Genomic DNA, 15,318 nt, shown 5'->3' with positions numbered 1-15,318 from the left:
AGGCATATGAACGGTATAAATTCGATTTTAAAAATTTTATGTTTGTAAAAAATTAAGTTATATGTAAATATTGCAGGAAATTTTTAATATATATAGAATATACTCGTAAAAATTATATTGTGGAGGGTGACGATGATGCTCAACATGACAAAGCTGGAACGGATGGCAGAATTGCTTCGGGGACATGGGGCGGATGCCTGTGTTATGGGACCCAGTCACGATGTAGAATACCTTGCAGGTATAAAGCCTTTTTCGGATGAGAGATTCAGGGGATTTTACGTTTTGTCCGACGGAAGATGGTTCTTCATATGTCCCGAGCTGTATTATGAAGAAGTAAGAGAAGCCTTGGGAGATAAAGCCCATATTTATATCTGGTCTGATGGGGATGGGCCCCTGGGATGCTTTGAGAAGGCGCAGGCAGATTATGGGCTTAACGGAAGGATCATAGCGGTCAATGATGGCGTCAGAGCTGTCGATCTCATCGATATGAAGAGCTTTATAAAGGCTGAATATGTGAACGAAGCGATGATATTTGAAGAGCTAAGGCTGAGAAAAGATGAGGAAGAAGCTCAGTATATGGCCAGGGCCGGAGAAATAGCGGACAAAACCTTTGCGGAAATTGTGAAGTTTATCAAACCCGGCGTATCGGAAAGAGAGATTGCCAATAAGATAAAAGAGCTGCTGATAGAGCTGGGAGGAGAAGAGCTTTCATTTGATCCCATAGTGGCTTCGGGCCCAAACAGCTCCAAGCCCCACTATAATGACGACAAGAGAATAATAGAGAAGCGGGATCTGGTTGTATTGGATTTTGGATGCAGATATAAGGGGTATTGCTCGGATACTTCCAGAACAGTATTCATAGGGGAGCCCACAGAGGAGCAAAAGAAGGTCTATGAAATATGCCTGAGAGCGACTACTGAAGCAAAAAAAGCGGTAAGGGAAGGGATAACCGCTGAAGAGGTGGATAAAACAGCCAGGGATATCATATCAAAAGAAGGCTACGGGCAATACTTCATAAACAGGGCAGGACATGGCATAGGCCTGGCTGTTCATGAAGCCCCTTATATAAAAAGCGGGAATAAGCAAGTATTGGAAACGGGCATGTGCTTCAGCATCGAGCCGGGCATATATATACCGGGCAAGTTTGGCATGAGGGTTGAAGATATAGTGATGGTTGACGGAGAAGGTTCAAGGGTATTTAATAATTCCGACAGGAATATGACCATATTATAGAGGAGTATAAAGATGAAAGAAGAGATAGGGCAGAAAATAAACCAGATAAGAAATGAAAAAGGCATGACCTTAAAGGATTTGAGCGAAAAAACTGATCTCTCTGTGGGTTTTTTGTCTCAGGTGGAAAGAGGCCTTACCTCCATTGCCATATTGTCTTTGAAAAATATAGCAGAGGCTTTGGAGGTGGATTTGTCCATATTTTTTACTCCGCCTAAAAAAAGCCGTTCATTAGTATTGAAGAGCTATGAACAGGAATATTTTCAGCTTGATAAAAGCAGCTTTATATTTTCTAACCTATCGGCAGATATGACTGACAGAAACATGGAAGCCATGTTGGCAACTATTTTGCCCGGTGATGATATAGCGGCACCGGCTAAAGCTCCTCACGGAGGAGAAGAATTTGTTTATGTATTGGAGGGAATTCTGACTCTTTGCTATAGTGAGGAAGAATATATTTTGTATCCGGGAGACAGCGCTCATTATAAAGCCGCAGAGCCCCATACCTGGAGAAATAGGACCAATAAGCTTGTTAAGCTTCTGTCTGTTAATACTCCCAGAATATTTGATTTATAGGATAGTAATATATTGTGCTGATTTGAGGAGGATTTGCATGGGGCAAGGCTTGCGGCACAAGCAAAGGGATCAATAAGCATAATGTTATAAATTAAAAAGAACGGTGACAAATATGGATACAAGACAAAGAGCGGAGAAGCTTTTAAAATCACTGCAGAAGGAGGGACTGGATGGTATATTCCTTCAAAAGGATGCCAACATCAGGTATCTGAGCGGCTTTACCAATTCAGACTCATATTTGCTGTTAGCACCTGAAAAACGAGCTATTATTACTGACTCCAGATATACGGAGCAGGCAGAAAAGGAATGCACCGGCTATGAAGTTGTGAGATGGAGAAACCCATATCCATCATTGGCGGAGACCTTGCTTACCCTCAGCGAAAAATGGGGAATAAAGAAGCTGGGCTTTGAAGGGGCTGTGATCAGCTATGATCTCTATACGAGGCTTAAAGAGGCATTGGAAGGGATTGAACTGATACCGGCTTCGGGACTGGTGGAAGAAATAAGGAAGATAAAGGATGAGGATGAGATATCTTTAATAAGGAAGGCATGCGATATTTCGGATAAATCCTTTGAAGAGCTATTGGGCTATATTAAACCGGGCTTATCCGAAAAGGATATTGAGAGGGAATTTCAATATATATTGAAGAAAAACGGCGCCGACGAAATAGCCTTTGACATAATAGGGATCAGCGGAGTTAAAACCTCACTGCCCCATGGCATACCTTCCGATAAGCTGATAGAGGCGGGAGATTTCGTCACCTTTGATTTTGGCGCTCAGGTACAGGGATACAAATGTGATATGACAAGGACGATTTGTGTCGGCAAGGCTACTGATGATCAGAAGAAAATATATGATATAGTTGCAAAGTCACAGAAAAGGGGATTGGAAGCTGTAAGAGCAGGTGTGCCTGGCAAGCTGGTGGATAAGGCCTCAAGAGATGTTATCGAGGAAGCAGGCTACGGTAGATACTTCGGTACCGGTCTGGGCCACGGAGTAGGACTGGAAATACATGAGCTGCCTTTTATGTCCACAAGCTGTGAAGAATATCTGGCTGCAGGCAATGTGCTCACCGTTGAACCCGGCATATATCTTCCCTCCTGGGGCGGAGTCAGGATAGAAGACACTGTGCTGGTAAAGGAAGAGGGCTGTGAGATTCTTACTCATGCGACAAAGAAATTGATCGAGCTATAAGCAGATGCTTTGGTTAGACATCCTTTTCCATATATATTATACTAAAAGTGATTAATGGTAAATTAGGTGATAAAATGAAAGAGCTGGAAAGGATTATAAGGGATAAGGAATTCATTTTCGAAAGCCTCCATGATGGCATTTCCATCATAGACCATAGAGGCATCGTCGTTTATGTCAACAATTCCAATACAAGAATAACCAAGAAGGAGAAGAGCTACTTCCTGGGCAAGTATGTGCAGGATATAGTTCCTGATTCGGGCATGCTCGGGGTATTGGAAACAGGGCAAAAACTAATAGACATTACAACTCATGTATTTGACGCCAATGTCATCTCCAATATAGTTCCTATAATGGATGGTGGACGGATTATAGGCGTCATCTCTATATTCAGGGATATCACGGAAATAAAGCAGCTTACAGACAAGCTGGAATATGCAAATACCACTATAAAGCAGCTTTATGGCAAGCTTCATAAGGTAAATGAAGATATGAGCGACTTTGTGGCAGGCAAAAGCCAGGCGATGAAGGAAGCGCTGAAATATGCGCTCAAGGCCGGTATGGTAGATTCAAATCTGCTCATAGAAGGCGAGAGCGGCACCGGCAAAGAGGTTCTTGCAAGATTTGTCCACAAAAATAGCCCTCGCAAGGATAAACCATTTTTGGCGGTAAATTGCGCCTCTATACCCTTTAATCTGCTGGAAAGCGAGCTGTTTGGCTACGAAGAAGGAGCCTTTACCGGAGCAAAAAAAGGAGGGCATCCCGGATATTTTGAGATGGCATCGGGCGGTACATTGCTATTGGATGAAATAGCAGATATGGATATCGCTCTTCAATCAAAAATACTTAGAGTGATTCAAAATAAAGAAATAATGAAGGTGGGGGGCAGCAGGCTCATACCCATAGATGTGCGCATAGTTGCAGCCACTCACAAGGATTTGAGGACATTGGTGGCTTCCGGCAAATTCAGAGGAGACCTGTTTTACAGATTGGAGGTCATCAGGATTTCCCTTCCTCCTCTGCGGGAAAGAAAGGAAGACATAATATATTACATAGATAACATGCTGGGCAAAATGAGGGAAAAAACCGGGAGAAAGGTCAGCCTAGGAGAGGATGCCTTAAAAATACTGAACAGCTATGATTATCCGGGGAATATAAGAGAACTGGAAAACATAATCGAGAGGGCTGTGGTTATGGATGAAGACGGAATAATCACCAAGAAGGATCTGCCTTTATATATAGCGGAGCATGATATAAAAAGCAGCAGCCAGCTAAACCTTCAATATAATGATCATTTCCCTACAATAAAGGAAATAGAAGCCGATGCCATAAAAAAAGCCATGGAAAAATATAAAAACAAGTCAAAGGTTGCCGATGTGCTGAATATATCAAGAGCCAGCCTATACAGAAAAATGGAAAAATATAATATCAACTGATATGACAAATAAATTAAAGAAATTATTCATAAAAAGGAGGATTTTGTCATATCGTGTTGAAGTATATGAGAATACAACTGCTTTGTTAACTATTAACAATAAACTTAGCAAATTTTTGTAAGGGGTGACATAATGAACATATCAAAATTCTTGAAAATAACAAGCGCGGTATTTATCATTTTGTCTGTATTGGTAGGAGGCAGTATTTATTTCTTTAATAACGGCATTGCAAATGAGAGGAATGCTGTAACCAGGCAAACTGAAATGCTGAGATTGGCAGCTGATCTGATTACGGCTACTAATTATAAGACGGACAAGATTCGAGCTTATGTGGAGTACGGATTAGAGTCAAGCTACACTAACTATATGACAGAAGTCAATGAAACCAAAACTCAGGAGAAGATCTTTGACAGGCTCACCGAACTGAATATTTCAGAAGAAAGCATGGATTATCTGCAAAACGCATTGTCCATATCTAAGAATCTGTTAAATATGGAAATGAAGACTTTAGACCTCTATAAAGAAGGGGATATAGAAACAGCTAAGTTTATGGTCAATAATTCCAGCTATCAGGAAAATATCAGGGCAATGATGAGCTATCTCGAATTATTCCAAAAAAAGATTAACGAAGAAGCCGAGGCATATACTGCAGAAATAATGGTTCAAACCAATTTCCTTTTTAAGGTTATTATCATCACCTCGATTTTATTAGTAGCATTCATACTCTTTACTTTTATCATGATGAACAAAAAAATTTCAAGGCTTACCGAGATATCCGTTAAAATGACTGAGCTGTCAGGCAATGAAGGTGATCTGACATCTCAATTGGCCATAAAGAGCAATGATGAGGTAGGAAAGATCGGCACCGCATATAATAAAATGATTGCCAATCTGAGAAGTCTTATCATAGAAGTAAACAACACTACCGGTGTTGTAGCGAGTGAAACTCTGAAATTTGAAGAAACCATTGCTGAGGCTTCCGGAAGAATGAAAGGAATAAACCAATCCGTGGAAGAGATCACGGGAGGAGCAGAGGAATTGAGTGCAACCACTCAAGAGGTCAATGCCTTTACGGAGGAAATAAGTGCCGCTGCTGTTCAGCTTCAGAGCAAAGCAGAAGAAGCCAAAAGCTCTGCCAGAGAGATACAGGAAAGGGCTCTTGTTATTAAGGATAAATCGGGACAAGCTATTGAGAGAGGCAGCGCTATTTATGAAGAAAAGCATGCAAACATAAAAAAGGCTATAGAAGAAGGACGTGTAGTTGAAGAAGTGAGAGTCATGGCGGACTCTATAGGAAGCATTGCTTCTCAGACCAATCTTCTGGCGTTAAATGCAGCTATTGAAGCTGCAAGGGTAGGAGAGGCAGGAAAGGGCTTTGCCGTGGTGGCGGATGAGGTAAGAAAGCTGGCTGAGCAGTCCGGTGAAGCAGTAGCTAACATACATAATATGGTTGAAAAGGTTCACTATGCTTTTGAAAACCTGTCTAAAGGCGCTCAGGAAGTGCTCGACTATATGTCGGACGAAATGAAGCCAAGCTATGAATTATTGATAAGCACCGGGGAGCAGTACAGGAAAGATGCTGAATTTGTTAACAGGATGTCCGAAGAAATTTCATCAGCAGTTAATACGATGTCAAGCTCTATAGACCAAGTAAGCGCATCCATACAAAATGTATCCTCCATCGCCCAGCAGTCTGCGGCGGGCACGGAAGAAATCTCTGCTACTGTCGGCGAAAGTGTGGAGGCTATAGAAGAACTGGTAGAATCAGCTCGCAGCCAGGCAAAGATGGCGGAAGGCTTAAAAGAATTAGTGCATAGATTCAAGATATAAAGCAATAATGGGGTTTCAGTATTTTGTATCATAAGTATACACAATATTGAAACTCTTAATTATATTGTATATTTATGATACAAAACATGATTCTCAATGTGTTTTTTTGGGACAAAAATTAAATCATATAAACTAAATAACTCTGCTTTTCTGTAACGGCATCTTGGCAAACCGTTGAAAATCAAGGAAAGATGTTATGATGGATAAGGTTTGAGATCTGGCATAAGCCTTGCAAGTATATAATATGAATTATAAAAAAATGAGGAGGTAAAAAAATGAGAAAACCGGAACCTTTCAAGATTAAGATGGTAGAACCTATAAACCTTATTCCCAAGGAAGAAAGAGTGAAGGCGCTGGAAAGAGCCGGCTACAATCCTTTCTCCCTGAAAGCTGAAGAGATTTTCATAGACATACTTACTGACAGCGGTACAGGCGCCATGAGTGACAGGCAATGGGCAGGCCTGATGATGGGAGACGAATCCTATGCAGGAAGCAGGAGCTTTTATAGACTGGAAGCAGCAGCTCAGGATATTTTCGGCTACAAATATATAATACCAACCCATCAAGGCAGAGGCGCGGAGCAGGTACTATTTCCACAGATGATAAAAAAAGGACAGGATGTTCTGGGAAACATGCATTTTGACACTACTATGGCTCATATAGAATTGGCAGGAGGCCATGCAGTAAACCTGATCCATGAGAGAGCCTTTGACACTACAACTCCATATGCTTTCAAGGGTGACTTCGATTTAGAAAAGCTTGAAAATTATATAAAGACCAGAGGAGTAGAGAACATAGCTTTCCTAATCATGACCATCACATGCAACAGTGCGGGAGGTCAGCCCGTATCCATGGCTAATATGAGAGCCGTAAGCGAGATATGCCGTAAATATGGCGTGAGAGTATTTATAGATGCAGCCAGATTTGCCGAGAATGCTTATTTCATAAAGACCAGGGAAGAGGGCTATGGAAAGAAGTCAATCAAGGAAATAGTAAAGGAGATGTTTTCCTATGCAGAAGGCTTCTCTATGAGCGCCAAGAAGGATGCTATAGTGAACATGGGCGGACTTGTAGGAATAAAGGATGATGAAGAGCTTTATATAAGCACAAGATCCATAACGGTTCCCTATGAAGGCTTCCCCACCTATGGCGGATTGTCCGGAAGAGATATAGAAGCTCTTGCGGTGGGTCTCTATGAAGGAATAGATGAAGCCTATCTGGAATACAGAATAGGCCAGATGGAGTATCTTGGAAAGAGGCTTATGGAAGGAGGCATACCCATTCAGACACCTCCCGGAGGTCATGCTATATTCGTAGACGCCAGGAAGATGCTGCCCCATATTCCCTACTATCAATTCCCGGCTCAGGCCCTGGCAAATGCTCTTTATATAGAAGGCGGAATAAGAGGCGTGGAGGTAGGTTCCTTCCTGCTAGGCCGTGATCCTGAGACGGGAGAGCAGAGAGAAGCGGATATGGAGCTTTTGAGATTGACGATCCCGAGAAGAGTATATACGGATAACCATATGGACTACATCGCTGATTGCCTCATTGCTTTGAAGGATAAGGCATCAGAGATAAAGGGTCTTGAGATAGAATACGAGCCCAAGGTTCTCAGACACTTCACAGCAAGGCTTAGACCGGTAAAATAGCAGAAGCTTAAATGATATATAAGTTGCAATAAATACGCTACATAGTTTTTATCACTGAACTAACCCGCTCTAAGCCCCCCACCTCTATAGGCGGTGGGTGCCAAGAGCGGCTAAGTCCAGTATGGACTCGACTAACATTCAGTGGGGGTTGAATCCCCTCTGAATGAAGTCTCGTTCAAATTGACTGATAACGATTGCGAATGCTCCAGAGCTAAGACTTTGTAAGCTTGCATAGGGTTGCGTCAAAACTCGCTTTGGCTCAAACAGTTGACGCAACTTGTCCTATACTTCGCTAACAAACTCTAAGCTCCTTCACAAAGCACTCCTTTATCAGTTAATATAAATTTACTTTTGTAAAATATTTAATGCGTTATATATAGAATAGGGCGTTGGAAATTTTTTCGATGCCCTATTTATTTTTTGAGTATTTTGGTAACTATTCGTTAGTCTATAAATGTTACGAAAAGTAGTATTTATGATAAATAATGAACTTTAAGTTGAAAAAATAATAGAAATATTTATCATAGTAAGTAAAGGGGTGATTTTAGTGGATGACATGGATATAAAAATACTAGAAATATTGGAAAATGAGGGGAGAATAACCCATGAGGAAATGGCCAAAAGGCTCAATATTTCCAGACCCGCCATACATCAGCGGGTTTCAAAGCTGGAGCAATCAGGGGTTATCAAAGGCTATAAGACGGTCATTGAATGGAGCAAGGCGGGACAAGCTCTGAGAGCCCTGATATTTATTAATGTCAGAACATCGGATTTCAATAGCCTGATGAATGAAATAGTAAATATCAAGATTGAAGGTTTGGATATTGAGGAATGCTTCAGGATAACGGGACAGTGGTGCATAATGCTGAGGATCAGGACTATCGAGGCAAAACAAATAACATGTTTGCATGATGAAATATTAAAAAAGCAAGGAGTGACAGAAACCTTTACCATGTTGATATTGTCGGAAATGAGTAAAGGTCAAATTAATACAGGGAGGAAGGATTAAATGAGCAATTCTATGTCGAAAGTGATGGAGTTTGAGAATGAGAAGATTTTGGAGTATCTACCCGGAAGCCGGGAAAGGGAAGAACTGAAAAAGGCTTTGAAAGACTTAAAAGAGGAAATTCTGGAAATACCTTTGATAATCGGAGGCAGAGAAATAAGGACCGAAAACACAGGTCAATGTATAATGCCTCATGACAACAAAAAGGTGATAGCCAAATACCATATGGCAGATGAAGCTGAAGTAAAAATGGCCGTCAATGCAGCTCTTGAGGCCAAAAAGGATTGGGAAAGGCTTCCCTGGGAGCATAGAGCGGCAATTTTTATGAGAGCTGCAGAGTTGGCTTCGGGATCATGGAGGGCGAAGCTTAATGCTGCTACAATGCTATGCCAGAGCAAGACCTTTATTCAGGCAGAAATAGACTCGGCCTGTGAACTGACGGATTTTTTACGATATAATGTCCGATGCCTTTATGAACTATATGGCGAGCAGCCCATGTCTTTAAAAGGCAGCTGGAACAGGACTGAGTACAGGCCCCTTGAGGGATTCGTATTCGCCGTATCGCCATTTAATTTTACGGCTATAGGCTGTAATCTGGCAGCCGCTCCGGCCATTTCAGGCAATGTGGTATTATGGAAGCCCGCTTCTAATGCGGTATACTCTGCATATATGGTGTTCAAGCTTCTTCAGGAAGCAGGGCTTCCTGACGGAGTCATAAACTTTATACCGGGCAAAGGCGGCAATGTAGGAGATGCGGTACTAGCGGATGAGAATCTCGCGGGGATACATTTTACCGGGTCAACAGAAGTTTTTAGAGATATGTGGAAAACCGTAGGAAACAGGCTGGATTTATACAGGACCTTCCCCAGGCTTGTAGGGGAAACGGGAGGCAAGAATTATATATTTGCCCATAGCTCTGCCGATGTGGAAGCTTTGACTGCTTCCATAATAAGAGGTGCCTTTGAGTATCAGGGGCAGAAATGCTCTGCAGCTTCCAGGGGATATATACCGAAAAGCCTTTGGCCGGAATTGAAGGGCCGGCTCATAGAGGAGCTTGGCACTATAAAAGCAGGAAATGTAGAGGATTTCAACAATTTCATGGGTGCGGTGATAGACAGGCATTCTTTCAATGCGATAAAAGGATATATAGACTATGCAAGGGATTCAGTAGAAGCTGAAATAATTTCCGGCGGAAATTGCGATGATTCTGTAGGATATTTTATAGAGCCTACGGTTATAGTTGTTAAGGATCCTCATTTCAAAACCATGGAGGAGGAAATATTCGGCCCTGTAGTCACTTTGTATATATATGAGGATAAAGCTTTTGAAGATACATTGGAGCTGTGCGGCAAGACATCTCAATACGGTTTGACCGGGGCAATATTTGGAAGGGATAGATATGCATTGGTCAAAATGGAAGAAGAGCTTATGCATACTGCCGGCAATTTTTATATAAATGATAAGCCTACCGGTGCAGTAGTGGGGCAACAGCCTTTCGGAGGAAGCAGGGCATCAGGAACCAACGACAAAGCCGGCAGCAAGCTTAACATGCTGCGATGGATATGCCCCAGAGTGATCAAAGAAAACTTCGATTATGTACTGGACTATAGGTATGAAAATAATATAGAATAACGGTAAATACAGCGGAGGTGAAAATCCCCGCTGTATTTTTCATCAACAGGAACTATAATGCATGAAATCCGTCTAATCTATAAAGAATACCAAATAAAGGATGGTGTTATAATATGTGCGGCAATGAGAAATTCATGAGAAATTCTTTGATACTGCTGATAATAATCTCTATGACGGTGACAATCATAGCCTTTGCGAAAGAAGAGGTATACAGGGAATTGCCGGAAATGAAAGGCGTCGCTGTTGATGAGGTGCTGAAGGTGCCCTTTGACGCTCCTCTGGCGGCAAACACTTTGACCAGGGCAAATATATGGGTAAAGGATTCCAATGGCACAAAGCTGCCAATAGACAGAGCCTTGGATAAGGATGGTAAAACATTGGTAATAAAACCTTTGGCTGAATATAAAAGAGGAGAGGCTTATACACTCTACATAAGCAAAAATGTCAGATACAGCAGTGGAAAACCTATCGGTGAAGCTTTAAAAATGAATTTTGCAGTGATGGAAGCGGTGCCGGAAAAGCTGCCGGTGGTAGGAAGTCTGGAAAACTTTAAAAAGCTTTTGGATGAGGCCGGAGTCGGAAATTATGATTATGCGGCCGAAAACGAAGGCGTAATAAGAGGAACTGTAAATGATACGGCTGTACAGGCTGCCGGTGCTGCACCGCAGGCTGCAGAAGCAGCGGGGAAAGCTGTTTCTAATAAGATGAAGGAATCAAAATCCGAGTCTTCGGATTTTTCGGGTACGAATGTTCAGGTCCAGGGTGTGGATGAAGCCGATGTAGTGAAAACAGATGGGGAATATCTCTATCAGGTGAACAATGACAGAATAGTCATCGCAAGGATATATCCTTCAAATGAAATGAAAATCATTAAAACCTTAAAAATGGGAGAAGAAAATTTATATCCCATGGAGCTTTATGTAGATAAAGAGCGTTTGATAGTAATAGGCAGTTCCAATAACAACATACCCATAGCCAGACCTATGGAAAAGAAGAAATCCATATACCCTCCCCGATATTCCTATAATACGGTAAAGCTTATTGAATATAACATAAAGGATAAAAGCAGCATCGCTAAATCAAGAGAGATAGAACTGGAAGGCAGTTATCTTTCTTCAAGAAAAATAGAAGATAAGCTCTATCTTGTATCCAACAAGTATTTCAACTATTATCGCATAATGAATTCGGGACAGGAAAATGACACGCCCTCCTATAAAGACAGTGCAATAGGTCAGGAGTTTGTAAATATTCCTTATGATAAAATCGCGTACTTCCCGGACTGCGTGGCATCCAATTATCTCATAGTTGCCGGATTGGATCTGGGGAGGCCGAAGGAAGGGGCAAATGTATCCACCTATCTTGGTGGCGGAGAAAATATATATGCATCTACGGGAAATTTGTATGTGGCTTTGACAAAGCATGTTGCTGAGCCTAAAAATCCCGTGATATATGACTCAGCCAATCCGACGAAATTTGTGCCTGATTATAATGATAGAGAAACCTTGGTACACAGGTTTGCTTTAAATGAAGGCAAACTGGTCTATACAGGGAAAGGCAGCGTGCCGGGAAATATTCTCAACCAATTTTCCATGGATGAAGATAATGGTTATTTCAGAATAGCTACTACCAAAGGTGACATATGGAGAGATGACGAGGGCACCTCAAAGAACAATCTCTATGTATTGGACGGCGGCATGAAAACTGTGGGGAGCATTGAAGATATAGCTCCCGGTGAGAAAATATATTCCGTAAGATTTATGGGCGACAGAGCCTACATGGTAACCTTCAAAACTGTTGACCCCCTGTTTGTGATAGATTTGAAGGACCCCAAGGCTCCAAAGATATTAGGAGCGCTGAAAATTCCGGGGTACAGCGACTATCTCCATCCCTATGACGAGAATCACATAATAGGCTTCGGCAAGGACTCTGTAGAAGTGGTGCATAAAGATAGCAAAGGCAATGAAACCGGAAGGACGGCATATTATCTGGGAATGAAGATAGCCATATTTGATGTAACCGACGTTAACAATCCTAAAGAAATGTTTACAGAAAAAATAGGAGATAGGGGCACAAGCTCCGAGCTTTTGAATAATCATAAGGCACTGCTGTTCTCAAAGGAGAAAAACCTTATGGCATTTCCAGTGACAGTAATGGAAGTGGAAGATGGAGACAAGGGTATAGGGCAAAATAGAATGCCTGCATATGGCAGCTTCGCCTTCCAGGGAGCTTATATATATAATATAGATCTGGTGAACGGATTCAAGCTGAGAGGCAAAATAAGCCATATAAGCGACGAGGAATACAAAAAATCCGGCGGCAGCTGGTATGACAGCAGCAAGAATGTAGATAGGATACTCTATATTAAAGATGATCTGTATACGGTATCAAAGGGAATGATAAAGGCCAATGATATAAACACGCTGAAGCAAAAAGGAGAGATTTTGATACCTTAGGGATAAATAAGAATAGAGTTAATAAACAAAATACAACACTTGCAAAGAGTGTTGTATTTTGTTTATTAAAATTACTTTAAGTAAACTGAAATTAATTACGAATAGTAGTTATTTTAGCTATATAATTGACTAAATGATTAAATAAATATATAATTAGCACAATATAGTAACGGGAGGTGTCAGCGTGGATGATATGGATCTTAAAATTCTAAAAGAATTAGAGAAGAATGGAAGGATGACTCATGAGGAACTAGGTAAGATACTTAACATTTCGAGACCGGCGATACATCAGAGAGTCAATAAGCTTGAGCAGAGCGGAATTATCAGGGGCTATAAGGCTTATATCGATTGGTGCAAAGCGGGCCAGGTGCTGAATGCTTTAATATTTATAAATGCCAAAACCTCTGATTTTGAGTCCCTGATGAAGAAAATTATGAATATAAGGGTGGATGGACTTACCATAGAAGAGTGCTACCGAATAACCGGACAATGGTGTCTCCTGATAAAGATTAGGGCCCACAACACAGAAAATATTACTGCCTTGCACGATGAAATATTAAAAATGGACGGAGTCACTGAAACCCTTACCATGTTAATACTATCAAAAATGGATCATATAGTAAAATCGAAGGGAGAATAGAGAAAGATGAACAATGGCGTTATTAAAGAAATTGGCTTTGAGAATGAAAAGGTGCGGGAATATGCTGTGGGAAGCAAGGAAAGAGCTGAGCTTAAGAAGACGTTGAAGGAAATGAGAGAGCAAATGCTTGATATTCCTATAGTTATTGGAGGAAAAGAGATAAGAACCGGTAATACGGGAAAATGCATAGTACCTCATGATAATAAAAAAGTTATAGGAATTTATCATAAAGCGGGAAAGAAAGAAGCTGAGATGGCCATTGATGCTGCGCTTTCGGCAAAAAAGAAATGGGAGAAATTATCCTGGGAGCATAGGGTGGGCATATTTCTCAGAGCTGCAGAGTTGGCAGCGGGCCCTTGGAGAGCCAGATTAAATGCTGCTACAATGCTTACTCAGAGCAAGACATATTTCCAAGCAGAAATAGATGCAGCTTGTGAGTCTGTAGATTTTCTAAAGAGCAATGCAAGCTCCTTGTATAAAATATACAGCGAGCAGCCTATATCAACCAGAGACAGCTGGAACAGGACACAATACAGACCCTTGGACGGCTTTGTATTTGCCGTTACGCCCTTTAATTTTACGGCAATAGGATGCAATTTAAGCGCAGCGCCGGCTATGGCGGGAAATACGGTTATATGGAAGCCTGCTTCCAATGTAGTTTATTCTTCTTATATAGTATACCAGCTGTTCAAAGAAGCCGGACTTCCCGATGGAGTGATCAATTTTCTTCCCGGAAGCGGCAGCGAAATAGGAAATGTGGTGCTCAAAGATCCAAATCTTGCAGGGATACATTTTACAGGCTCTACAGATACCTTCCAGGAAATGTGGAAAGCTGTGGGAGATAATATACAAAACTATAGAAGCTTTCCAAAGCTTGTAGGAGAAACAGGAGGCAAAAATTATGTATTAGCTCATGCCTCTGCTGATGTAGATACTCTTGTGGCTGCATTGATAAGGGGTGCCTATGAACTGCAGGGACAAAAATGCTCTGCTACTTCCAGATGCTATATACCAAAGGGCCTATGGCCTGAGGTAAAGGAAAAAATGATCAGAGAAATATCAACAATAAAAGTTGGTGATGTAGAGGATTTCAGCAATTTTATAGGAGCAGTAATAGATCAAGCTTCCTTTGATAAAATAAAGAGCTATATAGATTATGCTAAAAATTCTCACGATGCAGAGATATTAGCCGGCGGCAAGTGTGATGATTCAAAAGGCTATTTTATAGAGCCGACCTTCATACTAACCAACAATCCTGATTTTAGGACCTTAAAAGAGGAAATATTCGGACCTGTGCTGACTGCATATGTCTATGAGGATGAAAGATTCGACTATGCGGTAGATTTATGCGAGAGCACAACGAAATATGGCTTGACAGGTTCTATATTCGCCAAGGACAGATATGTTATAGCTGAGGTGGAGGATAAATTGATGCATACGGCAGGCAACTTCTATATAAATGATAAGACTGCCGGCGCATCGGTAGGTCTCCAGCCCTTTGGCGGTGCCAGAGCATCAGGCACCAATGATAAGGTAGGAAGCATATTCAATATGATGAGGTGGATAAGCCCCAGAGTCATAAAGGATAATTTTAATCAGGTTAATGATTACAGATATTCGGATAATATAGAATAATGCTTTAGTAAAATATATGGACATAAACGAATAAGAAAT

General features: G+C 41.3%; 11 protein-coding genes. All 11 read left to right on the top strand.

From position 1 onward, the window contains the following. Positions 1 to 132: 132 nt before the first annotated feature. The 11 genes from LJD61_RS06790 to pruA (LJD61_RS06740) all read left to right on the top strand — a co-directional run bounded on the left by LJD61_RS06790 (position 133) and on the right by pruA (LJD61_RS06740) (position 15,279). The gene (locus LJD61_RS06790) at positions 133 to 1,233 is read left to right on the top strand and encodes a M24 family metallopeptidase (protein WP_255226773.1); all 1,101 of its coding nucleotides are present in this window, start codon (positions 133 to 135) and stop codon (positions 1,231 to 1,233) included. Between the two features lie 12 nt (positions 1,234 to 1,245). Continuing rightward, positions 1,246 to 1,806: a helix-turn-helix domain-containing protein gene (locus LJD61_RS06785; RefSeq protein ID WP_255226772.1), complete on the top strand. Its 561-nt coding sequence runs from the start codon at positions 1,246 to 1,248 to the stop codon at positions 1,804 to 1,806. Positions 1,807 to 1,918: 112 nt separating this feature from the next. After that, positions 1,919 to 3,001 carry a M24 family metallopeptidase gene (locus LJD61_RS06780; RefSeq protein ID WP_255226771.1) on the top strand — a complete coding sequence of 361 codons (1,083 nt, stop codon included), beginning with the start codon at positions 1,919 to 1,921 and terminating at the stop codon, positions 2,999 to 3,001. Positions 3,002 to 3,075: 74 nt separating this feature from the next. After that, on the top strand, positions 3,076 to 4,434 hold the full coding sequence (locus LJD61_RS06775) for a sigma-54 interaction domain-containing protein (protein ID WP_255226770.1): 1,359 nt from the start codon (positions 3,076 to 3,078) through the stop codon (positions 4,432 to 4,434). A 132-nt stretch (positions 4,435 to 4,566) separates the two neighbouring features. After that, entirely contained in the window at positions 4,567 to 6,264 is a 1,698-nt protein-coding gene (locus LJD61_RS06770) for a methyl-accepting chemotaxis protein (RefSeq protein WP_255226769.1), read from the top strand. Positions 6,265 to 6,539: 275 nt separating this feature from the next. Further along, positions 6,540 to 7,913, top strand: coding sequence for a tryptophanase (locus tag LJD61_RS06765; RefSeq protein ID WP_255226768.1), 1,374 nt, complete (start codon positions 6,540 to 6,542; stop codon positions 7,911 to 7,913). A 556-nt stretch (positions 7,914 to 8,469) separates the two neighbouring features. Continuing rightward, positions 8,470 to 8,922 (top strand): Lrp/AsnC family transcriptional regulator, encoded by a 453-nt coding sequence (locus LJD61_RS06760; RefSeq protein ID WP_255226881.1) that lies wholly within the window; start codon positions 8,470 to 8,472, stop codon positions 8,920 to 8,922. Next, complete coding sequence (gene pruA, locus LJD61_RS06755) at positions 8,923 to 10,551, top strand: L-glutamate gamma-semialdehyde dehydrogenase (RefSeq protein ID WP_255226767.1); 1,629 nt, start codon at positions 8,923 to 8,925, stop codon at positions 10,549 to 10,551. 113 nt (positions 10,552 to 10,664) lie between these two features. Beyond that, positions 10,665 to 13,004 (top strand): beta-propeller domain-containing protein, encoded by a 2,340-nt coding sequence (locus LJD61_RS06750; RefSeq protein WP_255226766.1) that lies wholly within the window; start codon positions 10,665 to 10,667, stop codon positions 13,002 to 13,004. Positions 13,005 to 13,197: 193 nt separating this feature from the next. Beyond that, the gene (locus tag LJD61_RS06745) at positions 13,198 to 13,644 is read left to right on the top strand and encodes an Lrp/AsnC family transcriptional regulator (RefSeq protein ID WP_255226880.1); all 447 of its coding nucleotides are present in this window, start codon (positions 13,198 to 13,200) and stop codon (positions 13,642 to 13,644) included. Positions 13,645 to 13,650: 6 nt separating this feature from the next. Then, on the top strand, positions 13,651 to 15,279 hold the full coding sequence (gene pruA, locus LJD61_RS06740) for an L-glutamate gamma-semialdehyde dehydrogenase (RefSeq protein WP_255226765.1): 1,629 nt from the start codon (positions 13,651 to 13,653) through the stop codon (positions 15,277 to 15,279). Positions 15,280 to 15,318 lie beyond the last annotated feature (39 nt).

It is taken from the genome of Lutispora saccharofermentans (assembly GCF_024363565.1).
Lineage (GTDB): Bacteria > Bacillota > Clostridia > Lutisporales > Lutisporaceae > Lutispora > Lutispora saccharofermentans.
The sequence above is the reverse complement of the archived record's forward strand: the minus strand, read 5'-3'. Positions and strand labels throughout refer to the sequence as shown.